General features: G+C 41.3%; 15 protein-coding genes. 3 read left to right on the forward strand and 12 right to left on the reverse strand.

Annotated elements, in window-relative coordinates; translation table 11 throughout:
* The first annotated feature begins 42 nt into the window (after positions 1-42).
* Positions 43-1,029 (forward strand): c-type cytochrome, encoded by a 987-nt coding sequence (locus tag ACFOUY_RS17270; RefSeq protein WP_378962452.1) that lies wholly within the window; start codon positions 43-45, stop codon positions 1,027-1,029.
* A 642-nt stretch (positions 1,030-1,671) separates the two neighbouring features.
* On the opposite strand, the gene ACFOUY_RS17275 is transcribed toward ACFOUY_RS17270, so the two are convergent.
* Both ACFOUY_RS17275 and ACFOUY_RS17280 read right to left on the reverse strand, forming a co-directional pair.
* Entirely contained in the window at positions 1,672-2,706 is a 1,035-nt protein-coding gene (locus tag ACFOUY_RS17275; protein WP_378962453.1) for a Fic family protein, read from the reverse strand.
* Between the two features lie 681 nt (positions 2,707-3,387).
* On the reverse strand, positions 3,388-4,743 hold the full coding sequence (locus ACFOUY_RS17280) for an ATP-binding protein (protein WP_378962454.1): 1,356 nt from the start codon (positions 4,741-4,743) through the stop codon (positions 3,388-3,390).
* A gap of 717 nt (positions 4,744-5,460) precedes the next feature.
* On the opposite strand from ACFOUY_RS17280, the gene ACFOUY_RS17285 reads away from it, so the two are divergent.
* Both ACFOUY_RS17285 and ACFOUY_RS17290 read left to right on the forward strand, forming a co-directional pair.
* On the forward strand, positions 5,461-5,700 hold the full coding sequence (locus ACFOUY_RS17285) for a hypothetical protein (protein WP_378962455.1): 240 nt from the start codon (positions 5,461-5,463) through the stop codon (positions 5,698-5,700).
* 73 nt (positions 5,701-5,773) lie between these two features.
* Positions 5,774-5,932 (forward strand): hypothetical protein, encoded by a 159-nt coding sequence (locus tag ACFOUY_RS17290; protein ID WP_378962457.1) that lies wholly within the window; start codon positions 5,774-5,776, stop codon positions 5,930-5,932.
* Between the two features lie 99 nt (positions 5,933-6,031).
* On the opposite strand, the gene ACFOUY_RS17295 is transcribed toward ACFOUY_RS17290, so the two are convergent.
* From ACFOUY_RS17295 to ACFOUY_RS17340, 10 genes are all read right to left on the reverse strand, one after another.
* Complete coding sequence (locus ACFOUY_RS17295) at positions 6,032-6,253, reverse strand: hypothetical protein (RefSeq protein ID WP_378962458.1); 222 nt, start codon at positions 6,251-6,253, stop codon at positions 6,032-6,034.
* A 293-nt stretch (positions 6,254-6,546) separates the two neighbouring features.
* Positions 6,547-7,368, reverse strand: coding sequence for a hypothetical protein (locus ACFOUY_RS17300; RefSeq protein ID WP_378962459.1), 822 nt, complete (start codon positions 7,366-7,368; stop codon positions 6,547-6,549).
* A gap of 36 nt (positions 7,369-7,404) precedes the next feature.
* Complete coding sequence (locus ACFOUY_RS17305) at positions 7,405-8,184, reverse strand: DUF4099 domain-containing protein (protein WP_378962460.1); 780 nt, start codon at positions 8,182-8,184, stop codon at positions 7,405-7,407.
* Between the two features lie 3 nt (positions 8,185-8,187).
* A complete protein-coding gene (locus ACFOUY_RS17310) occupies positions 8,188-9,381 on the reverse strand; it encodes an ArdC family protein (RefSeq protein ID WP_378962461.1) in 1,194 nt (397 codons plus the stop codon).
* The gene (locus ACFOUY_RS17315) at positions 9,368-10,015 is read right to left on the reverse strand and encodes a M23 family metallopeptidase (RefSeq protein ID WP_378962462.1); all 648 of its coding nucleotides are present in this window, start codon (positions 10,013-10,015) and stop codon (positions 9,368-9,370) included. Before ACFOUY_RS17315 ends, ACFOUY_RS17310 begins: the two co-directional genes overlap by 14 nt.
* Positions 10,012-10,482: a hypothetical protein gene (locus ACFOUY_RS17320; protein WP_378962463.1), complete on the reverse strand. Its 471-nt coding sequence runs from the start codon at positions 10,480-10,482 to the stop codon at positions 10,012-10,014. Before ACFOUY_RS17320 ends, ACFOUY_RS17315 begins: the two co-directional genes overlap by 4 nt.
* The gene (locus tag ACFOUY_RS17325; RefSeq protein WP_378962464.1) at positions 10,439-12,421 is read right to left on the reverse strand and encodes a type IV secretion system DNA-binding domain-containing protein; all 1,983 of its coding nucleotides are present in this window, start codon (positions 12,419-12,421) and stop codon (positions 10,439-10,441) included. The genes ACFOUY_RS17320 and ACFOUY_RS17325 overlap by 44 nt, the downstream gene beginning before the upstream one ends.
* A 101-nt stretch (positions 12,422-12,522) precedes the next feature.
* Positions 12,523-13,347: a DUF4138 domain-containing protein gene (locus ACFOUY_RS17330; RefSeq protein ID WP_378962466.1), complete on the reverse strand. Its 825-nt coding sequence runs from the start codon at positions 13,345-13,347 to the stop codon at positions 12,523-12,525.
* On the reverse strand, positions 13,344-14,543 hold the full coding sequence (gene traM, locus ACFOUY_RS17335; protein ID WP_378962467.1) for a conjugative transposon protein TraM: 1,200 nt from the start codon (positions 14,541-14,543) through the stop codon (positions 13,344-13,346). The genes ACFOUY_RS17330 and traM overlap by 4 nt, the downstream gene beginning before the upstream one ends.
* Positions 14,530-14,925 (reverse strand): hypothetical protein, encoded by a 396-nt coding sequence (locus ACFOUY_RS17340; RefSeq protein ID WP_378962468.1) that lies wholly within the window; start codon positions 14,923-14,925, stop codon positions 14,530-14,532. The genes traM and ACFOUY_RS17340 overlap by 14 nt, the downstream gene beginning before the upstream one ends.
* Between the last annotated feature and the right edge of the window lie 8 nt (positions 14,926-14,933).

The raw sequence follows: 14,933 nt of genomic DNA on the forward strand, positions 1-14,933 counted from the left end.
ATGCGTTTTTTTTACTAGATTTAAATATCTAATAAAAGAATTATGAAAACGCTCAAAATTATTCTGATCCTACTGGGATTTGTCTGCCTGTTAGCATTTGCTGCAGGCACTTATGTAAAGGTCGCACTACCTAACGTAGGACCAGCGCCAGACTTAAAAATTGTATCCAAACCATCTCGGCTCGAAAACGGAAAATACCTGGCCAACCACGTTAGCGTATGTATGGATTGCCATAGCTCAAGAGACTGGACAAAGTTTGCAGGCCCGATGCAGGATAAGGGCTTTGGCGCAGGTGGCGAAGTATTTAATCAAAAAATGGGTTTCCCTGGAAACTACATCGCCCCTAACCTAACACCATATAGCCTGAGAAACTGGACAGATGGTGAAATCTTCAGGGCAATAACCACCGGGGTTAACAAAGATGGCAAGGCCCTGTTTCCGGTTATGGCTGCGCATCGCTTTGGAACAATGGACAAGCAGGACATTTATGATATCATTGTTTATTTAAGAACATTAAAGGCGGTGAAGCATGATGTAGCTAAGTCGGAATCTGATTTTCCAGTAAACTTCCTGATCAATACGATGCCGAAAAAGGCAAACTTTCAACAGAAGCCAAACCCCGCAGACTCTATAAAGTATGGTGCATATCTGGTTAATGCTGCAGGTTGTGTGGATTGCCACAGTAAGACCGACAAAGGCGCAATCATCAAAGGAACCGAGTTTGGCGGCGGAATGGAATTCGGCTTACCTACAGGCATTGTTCGCTCGAGTAATATCACACCAGATGAAAGCACTGGTATCGGGCAGTGGAACAAAATAGCATTTATTGCCCGGTTTAAAAACTTTGAGGCTGGAAAACATACACCCGTAGTAGTCAAAGAGGGCATGAATACACCCATGCCATGGACAATGTACGCAGGAATGAATGAAAAAGACCTGGGCGCAATTTATACTTACCTACAAAGCTTGAAACCAATAAAGAATCAGGTGGAAAGATTCACACTTTCCTCACCCAAGCAAGATAAGTAGAATTCATGAGTTTCACTTCGAGCTGGCACTGATCAGCTCTTTTAAGTTCTTAAAGATTGCAATTAAGGAGTATTAATTATAACAATCATTTCATTGAAAAACTAACGTATAAGAATAAATACCATGAACTAGAAGGCGCTAAATAGATTAAAACAACAATTCAACAATGGTTACACAATCGAAACGGAATACCGTTCAATTTCCGAAATTTCTGATTCTAATGCCCTCATTTGCAGTATTTAGTTTAATATTCCTGACACTGCTTTTTGATGACAAACCGATCTGGGAACCACTAGCTAATTAATAATTAAAGGCTTAAAATTTAAATTTTCAATAACACAAGAAATCTAAATATTTATTTCAAGATGACTGAGTTTTTAATAAACGTTCTGTTAAGAACTGACTATAAACCTCTTAAATACGAATAGTTTTCAATGTAATATTCTTCACAATGTAGTCTCTAAAATAACACTAATCAAAAAACCTTTCCTTATAATAAGGTACCGAATATCGAACTTACCGAAAAACAGATTTCAGGGAGGGTGCTAACCCTGCAGATCAGATATAGTGATATCCTTTGTGCGGACAAGCTGTAAGCTTTTTAAAGTTGATTTTGTTGAGACCTAAATATATAAATATATGCTAAAAATAAGTCTTTACCGCAAACCTGAACTGTTCAATAAATATTTTCTTAAAGACGCTGATGTTATTCTGTTCATAGAATACAAGCATCGCTTTTTTATATTCTACAGAGTCAATTGTCCTGAAAGAAATCGGGCAATGTTGGTTAGCGATAAGGATAGCATTACCTACAATCCGGGCTGTCCTTTTATTTCCATCATTGAATGCCTGTATATAAGACAATAGAACCAATGCCAGTAACGACTTCTCAAATATATTTTCCTTGAGATTGATTAATCGGCACATATCCTCCAACGCTTCCCTTATCTGATGCTCGTTGTCCAAGGGTCTATAGTTAGTCCCAGAAATACCTACCCTCCGCTGGCGGATGTTTCGTTCAACCTGAAGATTCTTAATGAGGATACTGTGAATATCTTCTATCAGTGCAATAGTTAAAGGGACAACATAATCTGGATTCTCAATTATAAAGTTGAGTGCCTCCTTGTGGTTTAAGAGCATGGTAGCATCATCCTTGGGTTTTCCTGCGGCAGTTTCTTTGTCTTTTAGCAGTCGTTCAGTCTCCAGCAATGAATAGGTATTACCTTCGATTTGGGACGATTTCCAGCTTAGGTCGATTGCAAGTCTTTCCATTTCCTTACTGTAGGCAGCTTCGCTCATGTGAGCTACATTTGATCTGAACTCTTCCTGTAGTCGTTGTAATTGGGTAATTTCCTCTTCGGTAAAGATGCTGACGTTCATAAGCACCTCATTAATTAGCTGAAAATTGAAACCTTCCTGGATTTCACGTTCATCAATTTCCCTTTGGAAATAAGCCGATATATCTATCTGGCCTAAAACCTGATTTACCGAACTTATCTGATACCGAGTTGCACGGCGTTGTCCTGTAGCCTGTAGTTGTCCATTCGCCAATAAGATGGCTATTGCCCTTTTAACGGTGGCATATGAACCTTTGGATATACCCTTGTGAATTTCAGGAGAAGAACTTTGAGGGTTGTCCCGTAAAAAATTAATAATGTCTATGTCAAGTTGCGCCATTTATAAGCTCATTATATCTAATAATAAGCTCAAATATAGTCGATTTTGAGCTTATTATAAAGGAAAAATGAGCCTATTTTTTAATAAGCTCAATTATCTGGCGTTATGGGCTCAAATACTTGATATTTTGACCCCAAATGTGAATATTTGTGAGCTCATCATCATAACCTAAAGCATTCGCAATCAAGTTAATACACACAAATATTTTTTTTACGGAAAGAAACAAAAGAACACAGACAGTACACCGGTTCCTACAATTTAGCATCTATTTGTCGGTCCTGATCGAAATCTTCCTGTTTTTTCGCATTTTCTGGTATTTCCGATACTTCTTTACTAGGGCGGCACCCTGACCACTGGCAATCTAAGTCTAACCTGTGTTTGCCCAGAATCCACAACCGGAAATAGTTCAGTACCTATCAACATAAAAAATAGAACCACCAGCCCTAATGACAGGGTTACAAACAATAAGGTAACACGACTGGTATGTTTAAAACACGGGCAATATTGCGCTCGTACCAAGCTTTAAATTTATCGAATTTCTTTCCAGATGAGGATTTCAATTAATTCTTTTTTATTAGTGTGCATAATATAATAATCTAATAAGTGACATTTATACCTCTGCCATATCCCCTATCACTGCCATCTAAATTTTTCAATATCCGCAACCTCTATGTCTATCGTCTAAAACTCTTGTTGAACTAACCACTCAACATATTGAGGTAAACAAGTTCCCGTGTAATATGGCAGGTTTAGTAGCAAGTATGGCTTTTGACTAGGGGTAATTGCTCTTTCTAATTTAAAGACACCTCCATAAATCCTAATTGCATAATGATGCGCTGAAGTATCGATAAATTGATGGAGAGACTTAAGACTTCCAGTTGCACCCGATTTAATCTCGATAGGAATAACCAAATTTTTATATACATAAAGCAGGTCAACTTCGGCACTGGACTGAGATTTTTCCCTAACCCAGAAATATGGTTTGTGAGAAGAAATTTGTTCAAGTGATATCAGTTCCTGAGTAACCAGGTGCGGTATTAGTGCTCCCTTAAAGCTACTGCTCAGATCACTCATACCCAGCAACTCAGTTTGTATTCCAAGAGCATAATTAACCAGCCCGGTATCCAGAAACTGTAGTCGGGGTGACTTCTTTAGATCGGCTTTAAGTGGAACATCTTGATCGGTAGTTGGATAAATCAAACGAACAATTTTAGCATCGTCCAGGGTTCTGAATGCTTCCCCAACTTCCCTGGACTTGTAATTGGAATTACCAAAACCCTGAAATTTTACACGCTCATCCAGATAGAGGGGTGCAGTATCCATTAGGTGCTTTATAACTTTTCTTTCTGTCTGGTTGGAAGTATATTTCTCAACATCATTCTTATATGTTCCCCATATGCTTTCGTAAATTTTTGGCAGATCCGAAAGTTTATTTTGTTTGGCATCCGTTTTCACAACTTCAGGCATCCCCCCAACAATTGCATATCTGTTAAACTCATCCATTAGCAATTGATGAGCAATATTATTTACTGGCACTATTTTAAGCTGGCTTAAAAGTTGTCCCTTGCCTACTGCATTAAGATATTCCTGAAAATTCAAGGGATGTAAATACACAAATTCTACCCTACCCACTGGAAAGCTTTGCACGTGCCTCATAGCAAACTCCAGAAGCGACCCAGCACTAATAACATGTAGGTCTGGTATTTCTTCATAAAAATAACGCAACAACTGGATTGCTCTGGGACTTTCCTGTATCTCGTCGATAAATAGAAGTGTATTATTTATTTCTGCAGATGGAATATTGTGCCCCAACAACAAAGCCTCAAGGATACTTTGCACATCCTCATAACTATCGAAATATCGAAGATCACCTTCTTTTTCTAAATTTAGGAAAATTTTGTGACGATAAGTATTCGCAAAATTCTTGATGAAAGTTGTCTTCCCTACCTGTCTGGCACCTCTCACAATTAGTGGCTTACGTGAGGAACTTATTTTCCAATCATTAAGATATTTTTCTAGACTTCTTTTAAACGGCATACCGATGTTTGTAACAAAACAAACCCAAATTTATCAATTATTTGTAACAAAACAAACCCAAATTTATCAATTATTTGTAACAAAACAAACCCAATTAGCGGAAACCATCACAAACTTAAAATATCAATGTACTATAATAACTATGCGGCCTTCTTTGGTCAGTAGGCTTAATTAACAATTAGGATTGGAATTATTTGTTCAACTGAACAAAAGGGGTCTTCTCTCATCACCGGATACAGGCACAAAATATTTTGCTTTATGTTATGCTGTGTCAGTAATACCTCCTTTCAGACTAAGCGGATATCGCAGTTTCAACCGGCAGATAATCTCTTTCAAAATTCCCGATATTTTAAAAGAAAGCGAACTTTTCCTAAGCTATGAGTGTTGTTTAGTAATTAAGCACTGATTATGATTACAGATGAGTTCATTTACATTCCCTTCACTGGATCTAACTGGAATAATTTACAGGAAAGCAAGCGGTTGGCGTGGGATTGTCCCATGTTCAAACCCACGTAAATGCAGGTAAAGAAACATTAATAATAAACTGTAAAAATCAAGTTCTGGTTTCGATTATCCTCAATGGAGCTTAGCAGATAATCACTAAAATATCTGAAAGTGATTTGACAAAGAAAATCTTTGATACGCTAACCATTCCATTAGAACAAAGCTTTTAGCAGCTAACTGATTCATGAATAACCTTATTTAAAAAAACCTACTATGATTATTAAAAAAGAACTTCTTTCGGAAAACCTAAAAGACTACATGGATTATTCTATGGAAATGATGAAAAGTCTGGATGGGGCTCCAGAGCATACACAAGAAGAAACGGCTTCGGTTAATGAGCAGTTTACCAACTTACAACAGTACCTTGAAAACCTTAGGACATCTTACAATGAAACTGCTCCAGCCGGCAATTCCGCAACCGATCAGGGGAAGCTAACAGACATCATACTTTAGAGAACCGGAAACTTTGAGACTGGTAATACGTGAATAGGCAATAAATTCAATAGTAACCTTAAAAAACAGCAAGATGAACAAGGAAAAAAAGACAGAAGAAGAAAAAAAGAACCCGGATCAACCTGCCTACGCGAAGGAGGAGATTCCTTTTGCAGATGGCGAAGGGACTAAGCTTGATCAGGAGAGTGATAAATCTAAATCAAAGGAAAATGAGTCTAAAAACGAGGGTTAATGCCTTTGACCTCTAGACTAATAACCACCTAAAAAAAATTGAGTTATACAAAAATCCCTACCGGAAAGATTTATCATCTTTCCGGTAGGGATAACTGCTTTAAGCATCCAATACTTCAAAACTGCCATACATAGCCATTTCAGCACTATGGGATATAGTTAGCCTCAAACTTAATCTTTGGATAACCTCATTAGCATAGGTGATGCCCCTGTGTATATCCTTAATTCCCCTTACCTCAATTCCCCGGGAAAGCATTTTAAATTTAGCAGGCTCATAAGATTTAATAAATTTTTGAATATCGCTCGTATTTTTATCAGACATAATATTTTCTTTCCAACACAACCCATTTAAAATGAATTTGTTTAATATAATGCATATCTCTATTACCCTAATGTTATAACAAGGCAACCGAAGGTCAGTAAAAGAATAAGTAATTTTTTTTTATTTTCAGAAAAGATCAAATTTTGCTTATCTCAAAAACACAACATTTATCCAGTGGTACTTTTAAATGAAATTACATGCCCAGGTAGCTGCAGCGCGCCATTTATAACCAAAAGAAACTAAACGCTCCTGGTGCTCGTTAAGGGAATAAAACAAGGTGGAAAGCACTAAAATTATCTTTTCATCCTGGCATTATTATCCTGCTGTTGTTCCTGCTGGTTTACAGGAACAGCAAACCCTGTTGTTATATTTTGGTTTGTATCCTCGTTGGGAAATATTCGCTCGTTTCTTATCGTCTCCATGCGCTCATTAAACACATTCAGGGCTTTATACTCCGGATCAGCCGAAAGGTACACAGGCATTATCTTATCTTCTACTTCCATTTTCAGAGAAATCAGGTTGCCAAACTTTAATGCTTTTATTGCCGATTCCCGCTTCTCTGAATCTTGCATATCCGCTATGGGATACCTGTCAAAGGTCTTTTCTAAATCAAAACCATACTCCGGGAAAAATAATTTCATCGGATGTTCACCATCTTTACCCGTGACTTTTAGATCAAGCTTATGCCATACTGGTACTCGTTTATTTTTATTTCCTTCCAGATCATCTAAATCCAAAACGAAAATCTCTTTCTGGAAGCTTTGACCACAAAGGAGCTTATAGGCCTGAAGCGCAGAGATCCGGTTTTGCTTATCCATCTCAAAGGTTTTTTGAATGGGAACACTGCTGTTATAGCGAGTGAGTTTCGCCACCATAGAACTTAGAAAATATACTTCACTGGTCTTTGATTTGTTGAGATAAATCTCAAAGTGCATCTGATCGACTCCCGCGCCCTGATTTGACTTAAATTCCGATGGAATGTACCGCTGGTTAAAGCCTATGGAGAAGGAAATACTTTGTTTATTTATTCCTTCCATTAAAACCTGATTTAAGTGTGTTCCAAAGCCTAGATAATCAAGTGATTTCTTCAAGTATTCAAAATTTTTTTCGTCCATAATCTTTGTTTTTTATATTTATAAATAGCTTTAACCTTACCTACCCATTCCCCGCCCTTGCGGTTGAACCTGCAGCTCAGGGCTTATAAATTCGCGTTGTTTAAGCACCTTACTGCCTTCCATTTCCAAGAGTGCAGCATTAAATGCTGGTGTTTTGTGATCCCGCTGTTCTTGCGTTCCACTTAGAGAGTTGATGCCCCGCAGTAACAGGTAGCTGATACCTCCGTCGAGTAACACCGAGAGCACGAGTGCTTTCCGGTCGGAAAGCATACCCTTGGGCTCAGTTGCACGGTGCTGCAACTTGGTTCCATCAGAAAGCTCTAATAATTCGCCACGCTGAAAGGCCGATTTTTCTTCTTCGCTAAGCAGCATCCCATTCACCCTTTCAGGCGCCTGCACCTTGGATACATAATAGCCTACAAAATCGCGGGTGCTTTGGTCGTACTCAATATTATACATCGCAGCCACTCCCTCTTCCCTTTCCACTGCCTTTCCGATGAAAGATTTGGAGCCAGAGATCAACTCCTGCATTTCCTGGTTATTGAGCAGCGGGTGCGCGCGAGCGTTCCTATAAATCGGATGGATCAGCAGCTCTACTGCTCCAGTAGGCTGTCGATGAAGTGAAAGTCTTGCATCAAGTCTTTCTATGCTAAAATCTGCTCCTTTGAGCTCATGTAGGGAAATCAGGGTCGTTCTTCTTCCAGAAAGCAAGGTGCTGATTTCTTCAGGCTCCAATAGAAGCTGCCTATCTCGATAGATCCCGAGCGCTTCAAATTGACTTAAAGGAAGTTCACTCAGGTTAAATTGGGTTTTCATAGTTCATCGCTTTAAAGGTTGATAAATGTTTTTTTCTGTTTTATGGTCTATTGATTCACAAAGACCTGGGGCTTGATTAAGCTTTTGTGCCAGCAAAACGGCATAAAGAGGATCCGTACTGGAGAGTGAAAACTGAATTCCCGAGGGCATCTGCGACATTCGAAGCCTTCCTTGTTTTAAATGTCCCTCAACCCTGTATATGCTATCCTCATATAAGAACTCATCCCCGGTTGATAAAAATTTGAGCTGTTTTCCATTAATGGTCGTGAGCTGTAGATCAGAGGGAATATCGATTGACCTTTTTCTTTCGATTTCCATCAGAAAATCAAATATTTTTTCGGCATCTGCCGCAGCTGCATGGATTTCCAGAGGCGCATCTTTTAGTATCGATACCCAACTCTCCACATAGGATGCATGCTGGTCTGGGTCATGACCAATGCCCACTTCTGCCCCAATGATCATAGATGCAATTTCAGCGCGCAATTCTTCCTTGCTGTAGGCAATCATGCCTTGAGTCAATAGCGAAGCTCTATCTAAGCGCGTGGGGTGGCCAGTCCAGTGCGAGAGTTCGTGAAGCACTGTGGCATAATACTTATCTGCGGCAGAAAACTGGGAACGCTCCGGCAGGGTAATGGTATCATAGCGCACATCATAATAAGCGCTATCGATATAGCAGTGATTAATTTCAGCGCCAGAGGCGGTTAGAAGATTTTCTGCCCGGGATAGCGGATCCCAGGCGGTTTGCAGTGATTCAGGCTTTCTTAACGGGGGAAGACCACTCACCTGCTCGGCGTTGAAAACCCATGCTGAAGAAACGATTGGTCTGCTTAGTGGCAGCAGCTCACTCACCGGTTTTCCGGTCTCATCAAAAAGGAGCCGACCTTTATCATCCCGCAGACTCTTTTGCTGGTGTGTTTTCACAAATTGAATAAAGGTACCTTTTTCTCCCTTGTTGATGGTAGCCTCAATGGATTCGGCCTGTTTGAAAGTAAGCCATCGGGGATCTTCGTGCCCCTTCAGCAAAAGATTCATCACATTTATACCCCTGTAACGCTTTGATGAGATCACATTGAAGGGGAGCTGAGGAATACCATCACTACTCCAGGGCTTAAGCCAGGGAGCGGTACCCTTTTCCAACTGCTCGATAAGCATGCTTGCCACTTGCTGGTATAGCGGAATATTTTTAGAATCCATCATCCCCTCCTTCCTCTTCAATCGGCAGCTCATCAGCCTGATCTACGCCATACTCCCTGGCCTGAGTTTCAGAGAGCGAGATGCTTCCTCTTTCAGCCAGCAAGTATAAGATTGCGGCCAGGGAGAGCTTGTCATTTTCAATTGTTGAATAGGTGTCCATATGCTTAGTTAGTGTTGAGGCCAGCAGCACTTTTATCACTGCCAGCGGGTTAAAGAATTTTCCCGAGATTTTTATTGAAAGATGAAGGTGAGGGCCAGTGGAGCGGCCAGAGCTCCCGGAAACCGCAATGATTTGTCCACTGTGGAGAGTATCTCCCTTGCCCACCCAAACCGAGGATAAATGCCCATAGATGCTTTGCATGCCGCCATGGTCTATTTTTACATATTTTCCGATGATCTCATCCTCGCCGGTAGCATTTACCACTCCTGAAAGGATTGCATATACTGGCTCATAGCGCGCAGAGAGATCGATACCGGAATGAAACTGCTTAGATCCACTAATGGGGTGAATACGAAACCCAAAAGGGCTAGTCATTTGGATTTTTTCTAGCGGCAAGCTAACTTGAGCCTTGAGGGTTAAGGGGATACAGGAGCAAAAGAAAAATATAGAAATATAGAGACTAAAAAAGCCGCTCACCTTGATGGAGTATTTGCCTGATGCCCGGTGTGCCTGGATTGCAGGCGTTCGCTAAGCGGCTCTGTAGCCAGGGTGAGCGCTGATGGGGAAGATTTTAGCAGCTGACAGGCGGAAATGTGTGAGGATGAATCTCCCCTATCCTGAAGCATGCTAACCTGAAAAAGAAGTTTAAAATCCCCAAGCGGAATTTTTTCCGGGGAGGATAGCAGAAAGGTATATAATTCGGCCTTGTCTTTTAAAAGCAGTATATCCTTACTTGCAAACCTGGCTGAACTTGAATCAGCAAAGGCGAGTTGGGCAAATAATGAGCTGTCATCTATCGAGGTGATTACACCAATGCGCATCACAGATAAATATTCATCGATTTGGTCCTTGACCAGAGCGATGCTTCCTTTAAAGTTTTCCATATTATTTTTCTCACTTTTATTGAGTTTTCCCAAAGCGGGCAATGATTCCAGAAACCTCATCGTTTATCTTTTTAAAATTTGCAAGGAGTACTGCCTGTTTTTTATCCCCGAAATCATAAAATACAGGCATTGGAGAATAGGCGGCTTCCTCTTTGGCGATGGCAGGCAAATCCAGATTTATTTTGCAGTTAACCGCTGAGGAAAAAAACCTCCCATTGTAATCTGCCCGAGGTTCCCGGGCTAAAATACCAACCACCTCTCCGGTATTCAGTGAGGCGATTTTTCCAGATGGAATTAAATTTTCTAAGCGTTCAGATAATGAAATCGAAGTTTTAGAGCGGTCAATAGAGATGCTCTGGGATTCCTGCTTTACCTTCCCAAAGAGTTTTTCTAACCAATCCAAAGTCTCCTTTGCTCGCACCGAGCCAGATAATACATTGCCTATCACCGCGCAAATGGTGTTTGCCACCTCCTTTCCATAGTGCTGATGAAACTGAGGGAGTTCTTGTAGTCCCATCAGCACGGCAACCTTATTGGACCTGGCGGTAGCGATGAGGTTTTCAATACGGTGAACAAAAATGGTTGGCAGTTCATCCAGAATTAGTGCGCTGGGCAGGTTTCCTTTAGAATTAATGAGCCGTGTTAACCGGTTCAGCACCACTGAATAACAGGCTGAATTGATATTTTGAGTAGAGGGATCATTAGCCAGCACCAGTATCGAGGGACTAGCTGGGTCACTTATTTTTAGCGGGAAATCATCTGCTGAAAATACCCAAAAGGTTTCCAGAGTGGCCAGCCTGGAGATGAAAATTTTCAATGTCCCCACCTGTCCTTCAAGCTGATCAAAAGCTTTTGCCTGGTATGCACTCTTGAAGGGGGAAAGTAGCGACGAGAGTTCCGGATTACTCATCAGAGAATCAAATATTTCCTGGTAAGAATGATTCAAAAAGGCCAGCACGTGCGGAAGAGTAGAGAACTGCCCGGACTGATAGCGTGAAAAAAAATAAATGCAGGCAGAAAGAAAATTTACAGCACTTTGGGTAAAAAACTGGTCGCTACCCGCTGACTTATCCCCTTTCTTTAAAGCTTCAACCAGCGCTTCCGCGGTCTCAGAAGCGTCCGCCAGGGAGGGGATATATTCACTTTTAAAAACATTCACTCGCCTTGAAAGCTCTACATTATTTAGGTTAATGACATGAAAAGCTAATTTTGTCTTCCCCAATTTTTTAGCTTTTAGATAGCGGGTGTATGCAAGGCTGGCCAGATCAGGAAACTTAAAATCATATAGACAGATACAAAACTGCTTATCTATGAGCTGGCGGATAAAGGGCATCACCACACCAAAGGATTTCCCTGAACCCGGAGTGCCGATGAGCAGGGTTCCACGAAAAATATTTTCAATATTTATGAATCCCTTTCTGATGCGCTTTTGATAATAAAAAAGCATTGGAATGCTCACCGCCAGAGGAGCCCTGGATAAGCTGGTTTCCTGCTCAAAGGATTCTGCCTCTATGTTCCATTTGTCCTTTCCAAACTTTGAACTAATGATTTTGGAAACATTGTCCAGAGCGCTATGCAGTAAAACCGCGCCCGATAACAGCATGAGGGTGTATGGAATTATCGGATAAAAAATAAGTCCAAAGACCAGCACAGGTTTTGAGGTAAAAAAAATCAACCCTAAAAAGAAAAGCATTAGCCCGGAAGCCAGCGGAAAAAGTATTTGCCTGCTTACCGATATGTTGCGCTGTTTTTTGCTGAGCGTTCCAATCGAGCTCAGGCATATCAATACTAAAATAAAAAGCCTGCTCGATAATGGTGAGCTATAAATAATTATTCTGCCCATTGCTTGATGCACAGTGAGTGCTGCCTGCATAGAGCGCATGGATTTCCACTCAGCACCTGGGATAAGAATAAAATAGGCAATATCGAGAAAGAGAAAAAAATAGACAAAAAACTGCAGCAGGCGGTGTAGCCCCTGCAATTCTGCACGTTCTTCCATAAGAAAAAAATTAAAATGTGTAGCTAATTTTTGATGTCAGTGCCAATGAAACATCAGCCTGGAAAGCATGAAAAAGCTTAGTTTATTCTGCCCCGGGTGAGCTAAAAACTATCTGCTGAGAGCAGCTCACCGTAGCTCAGCTCAAGGGTTACCGCTCTGGAGGAAGGCTGTTTTTCACTCAAAGTTATTTTTAGCCGTTTAGCAGCTGAAAAGCTCATTTTTGGTAATACGTAAATATTCCTCGCTGCGTGAGCAAAGCCTATCAGGGGGGAAAGGGTAAAGGTTGGCTTGATTTCAATGGACTGAAAATTGCTTGCTCTGGATATTTTTTTATCGCTTATCACAAAGCTCAAATCTTCTATATCGTACCGCAGCTCAGCCTCATTATAAAAACTAAGATCTAAAAATATAAGCTCACCCGAACAGCGAAGCTGATTGAGTTTTAAGCTCACCCCTTGGTTCTTTGCGCTTGCGAGCGCTTTACTTGCCCTCCTGGAAATCAGCGCAATACTCTTCGCATGCATTTGAGGAGTGGATAGTGATGGCAGGGCAGGAATGAGTGGCAGCATATGTGATGGCAGGATTTCTACTTCGCTATCCCCAGCCTGCCATTCATTAGCTGCCATGAGCTGATATTGGGCAAAGTAGTGTTCTCCTGTAATGGTAATTATGCCAAACGAACCTAATTCTTTGCGATCGGATACTGCAAAAGAATCTTTAAAGCGAAGGCGCAGCAGATTTTCCTGCGGCAGATCACCAGTAAAGTTAGCCCCGGGTAAATCAACATATTTAATTGGTTCCGGAGAGCGAAAATGTACGGCGCTTTGAGCGCTGATATAGATTACCGGAAGCGCTGCCGCGCAGCTCGCCAGCCAGGGGAAAACCACTAAAAGCGGCAGAAGCAGTTGTTGGATTCGTTTTTTCATAATGATGCTCTGGTTTTGTTTAAAGATTTATCCAGCAGGTAAATTCTTGATGGATAGTTAATTTTCGCTTTATTTGAGCGAATAAGTTTATTTACCGCTCCTTGAGTAGATTGAAACATTCTGCCAAGCAAGCTCATGATTTGCTCATTTTGCCTGCCTGAGGACTCAGCAGACAGGCCTGTAATGCCATTGGAGGCCAGCTCTCGGCTGAATTCCCGGTATAGAGATGCTGGAATGTAAATCCCTTTGATGCCGTCAAGATCATAAACTTCTAAGTTCACGGGCAGTATCTCGCCATTGAAGGCAATTGAAGAAATACTAAGCAATACCCTTTGCGGTGAAAAACCGTTAATCAGCGCATAGAGCAAAGTGCCTTTTTTAAGCAAAGTCATTCCCACTCTAACATCGCTCAGTAGTCTAATGGTTACTCTGGAACCGGAATATCCAACAAGGGTTTGATCTATAATGCCCTGAATAAATTCCTTCTGCCCCCCTTTGGCCGTTATCGTGGAAGAATCCAAAGTAACCCCGCCCAGCCCGGTAACCTGGAGCGGCTCTGCAGCTAAAGGTCTTTGGGGGGCATCAGATTGGCCTGAAAAAGCTTTATTTGCTGGCCTGCGCGGGGAAAGCGATGCCTTATTCATGCTGTCGACTATAGCCATCTGCGCGCGAAAAATGGCCATGGGATCTGCCTGTTTGGAAGGGGTATTCTTATTATGTTCGGCGTATTTTGATAGCAGCTCGCTGAGCTGCCTGTCTTCGCTTCTATTTTCTGTTGATTCCCTCCGGTAAGATTGCCCGGGGAAATTTCCTGTTGAAATACTGCCTTTAGCTGAGGATTTACGGGCAGCGTTTTTGAGCGATAGACTAATCGAGTCTAGTAGCTGCTTTTCTTTGGCATTATAAACTGAAGATGACCCCTCAGCGGGGTTACCTGAGATATCCAGGGCCCCAACTGCCGAGTATCCGTCTGATTTTTTGTAACGCTGTTTAAAGGCTTCCAGTTTATCTTCAATTCCTTTACCGGTCACTTGAGCGGATGCCGCAGAAATCTCTGTTTTGAGCCCATCCTGCTCTGATGCTGATTTATCTACCTTACTGATACTTAAACGGTAAACATAGAATAAAAGCAGCAGGAAAGGCAGGCAGATCAAAGGGATCACATATCGCGGGTTTTTTAAATCAATTTTTTTCATGGTCTTTTAATTTTTGGTTGAGCGCCCCAATCCTGTTAAGCAGCCTTTCCATCCGAAGGCTATCCTCTAAACTGGGGATCTTTTTATCTAAAAAGGTTTTAAGCTCTGCCTGGAGCGAGATAATTTCCATTAACGCATCCGCGTTTCCCTTAGCATCATCTGGCATGGAGAATTTCAGGTTCGTGAAATACTCGCCGGACTTTTCTTCCCCGTGCCTGTTTACAGTAAAGCAAACGAGCCCTGAACAAATCATCATTAGCATCATAATCCCTAAACTAAGCCGGGGATAGCCGAGCAGGTTATTTTTGAATTTTGCTTTACAGCTCCGCGTGCCTTCCAGCAGCCTATGCCATAAAGGCGAAGCATGATTTTGACTTTTCATATCGATAA

It is taken from the genome of Pedobacter jamesrossensis, assembly GCF_042650905.1.
Lineage (GTDB): Bacteria > Bacteroidota > Bacteroidia > Sphingobacteriales > Sphingobacteriaceae > Pedobacter > Pedobacter jamesrossensis.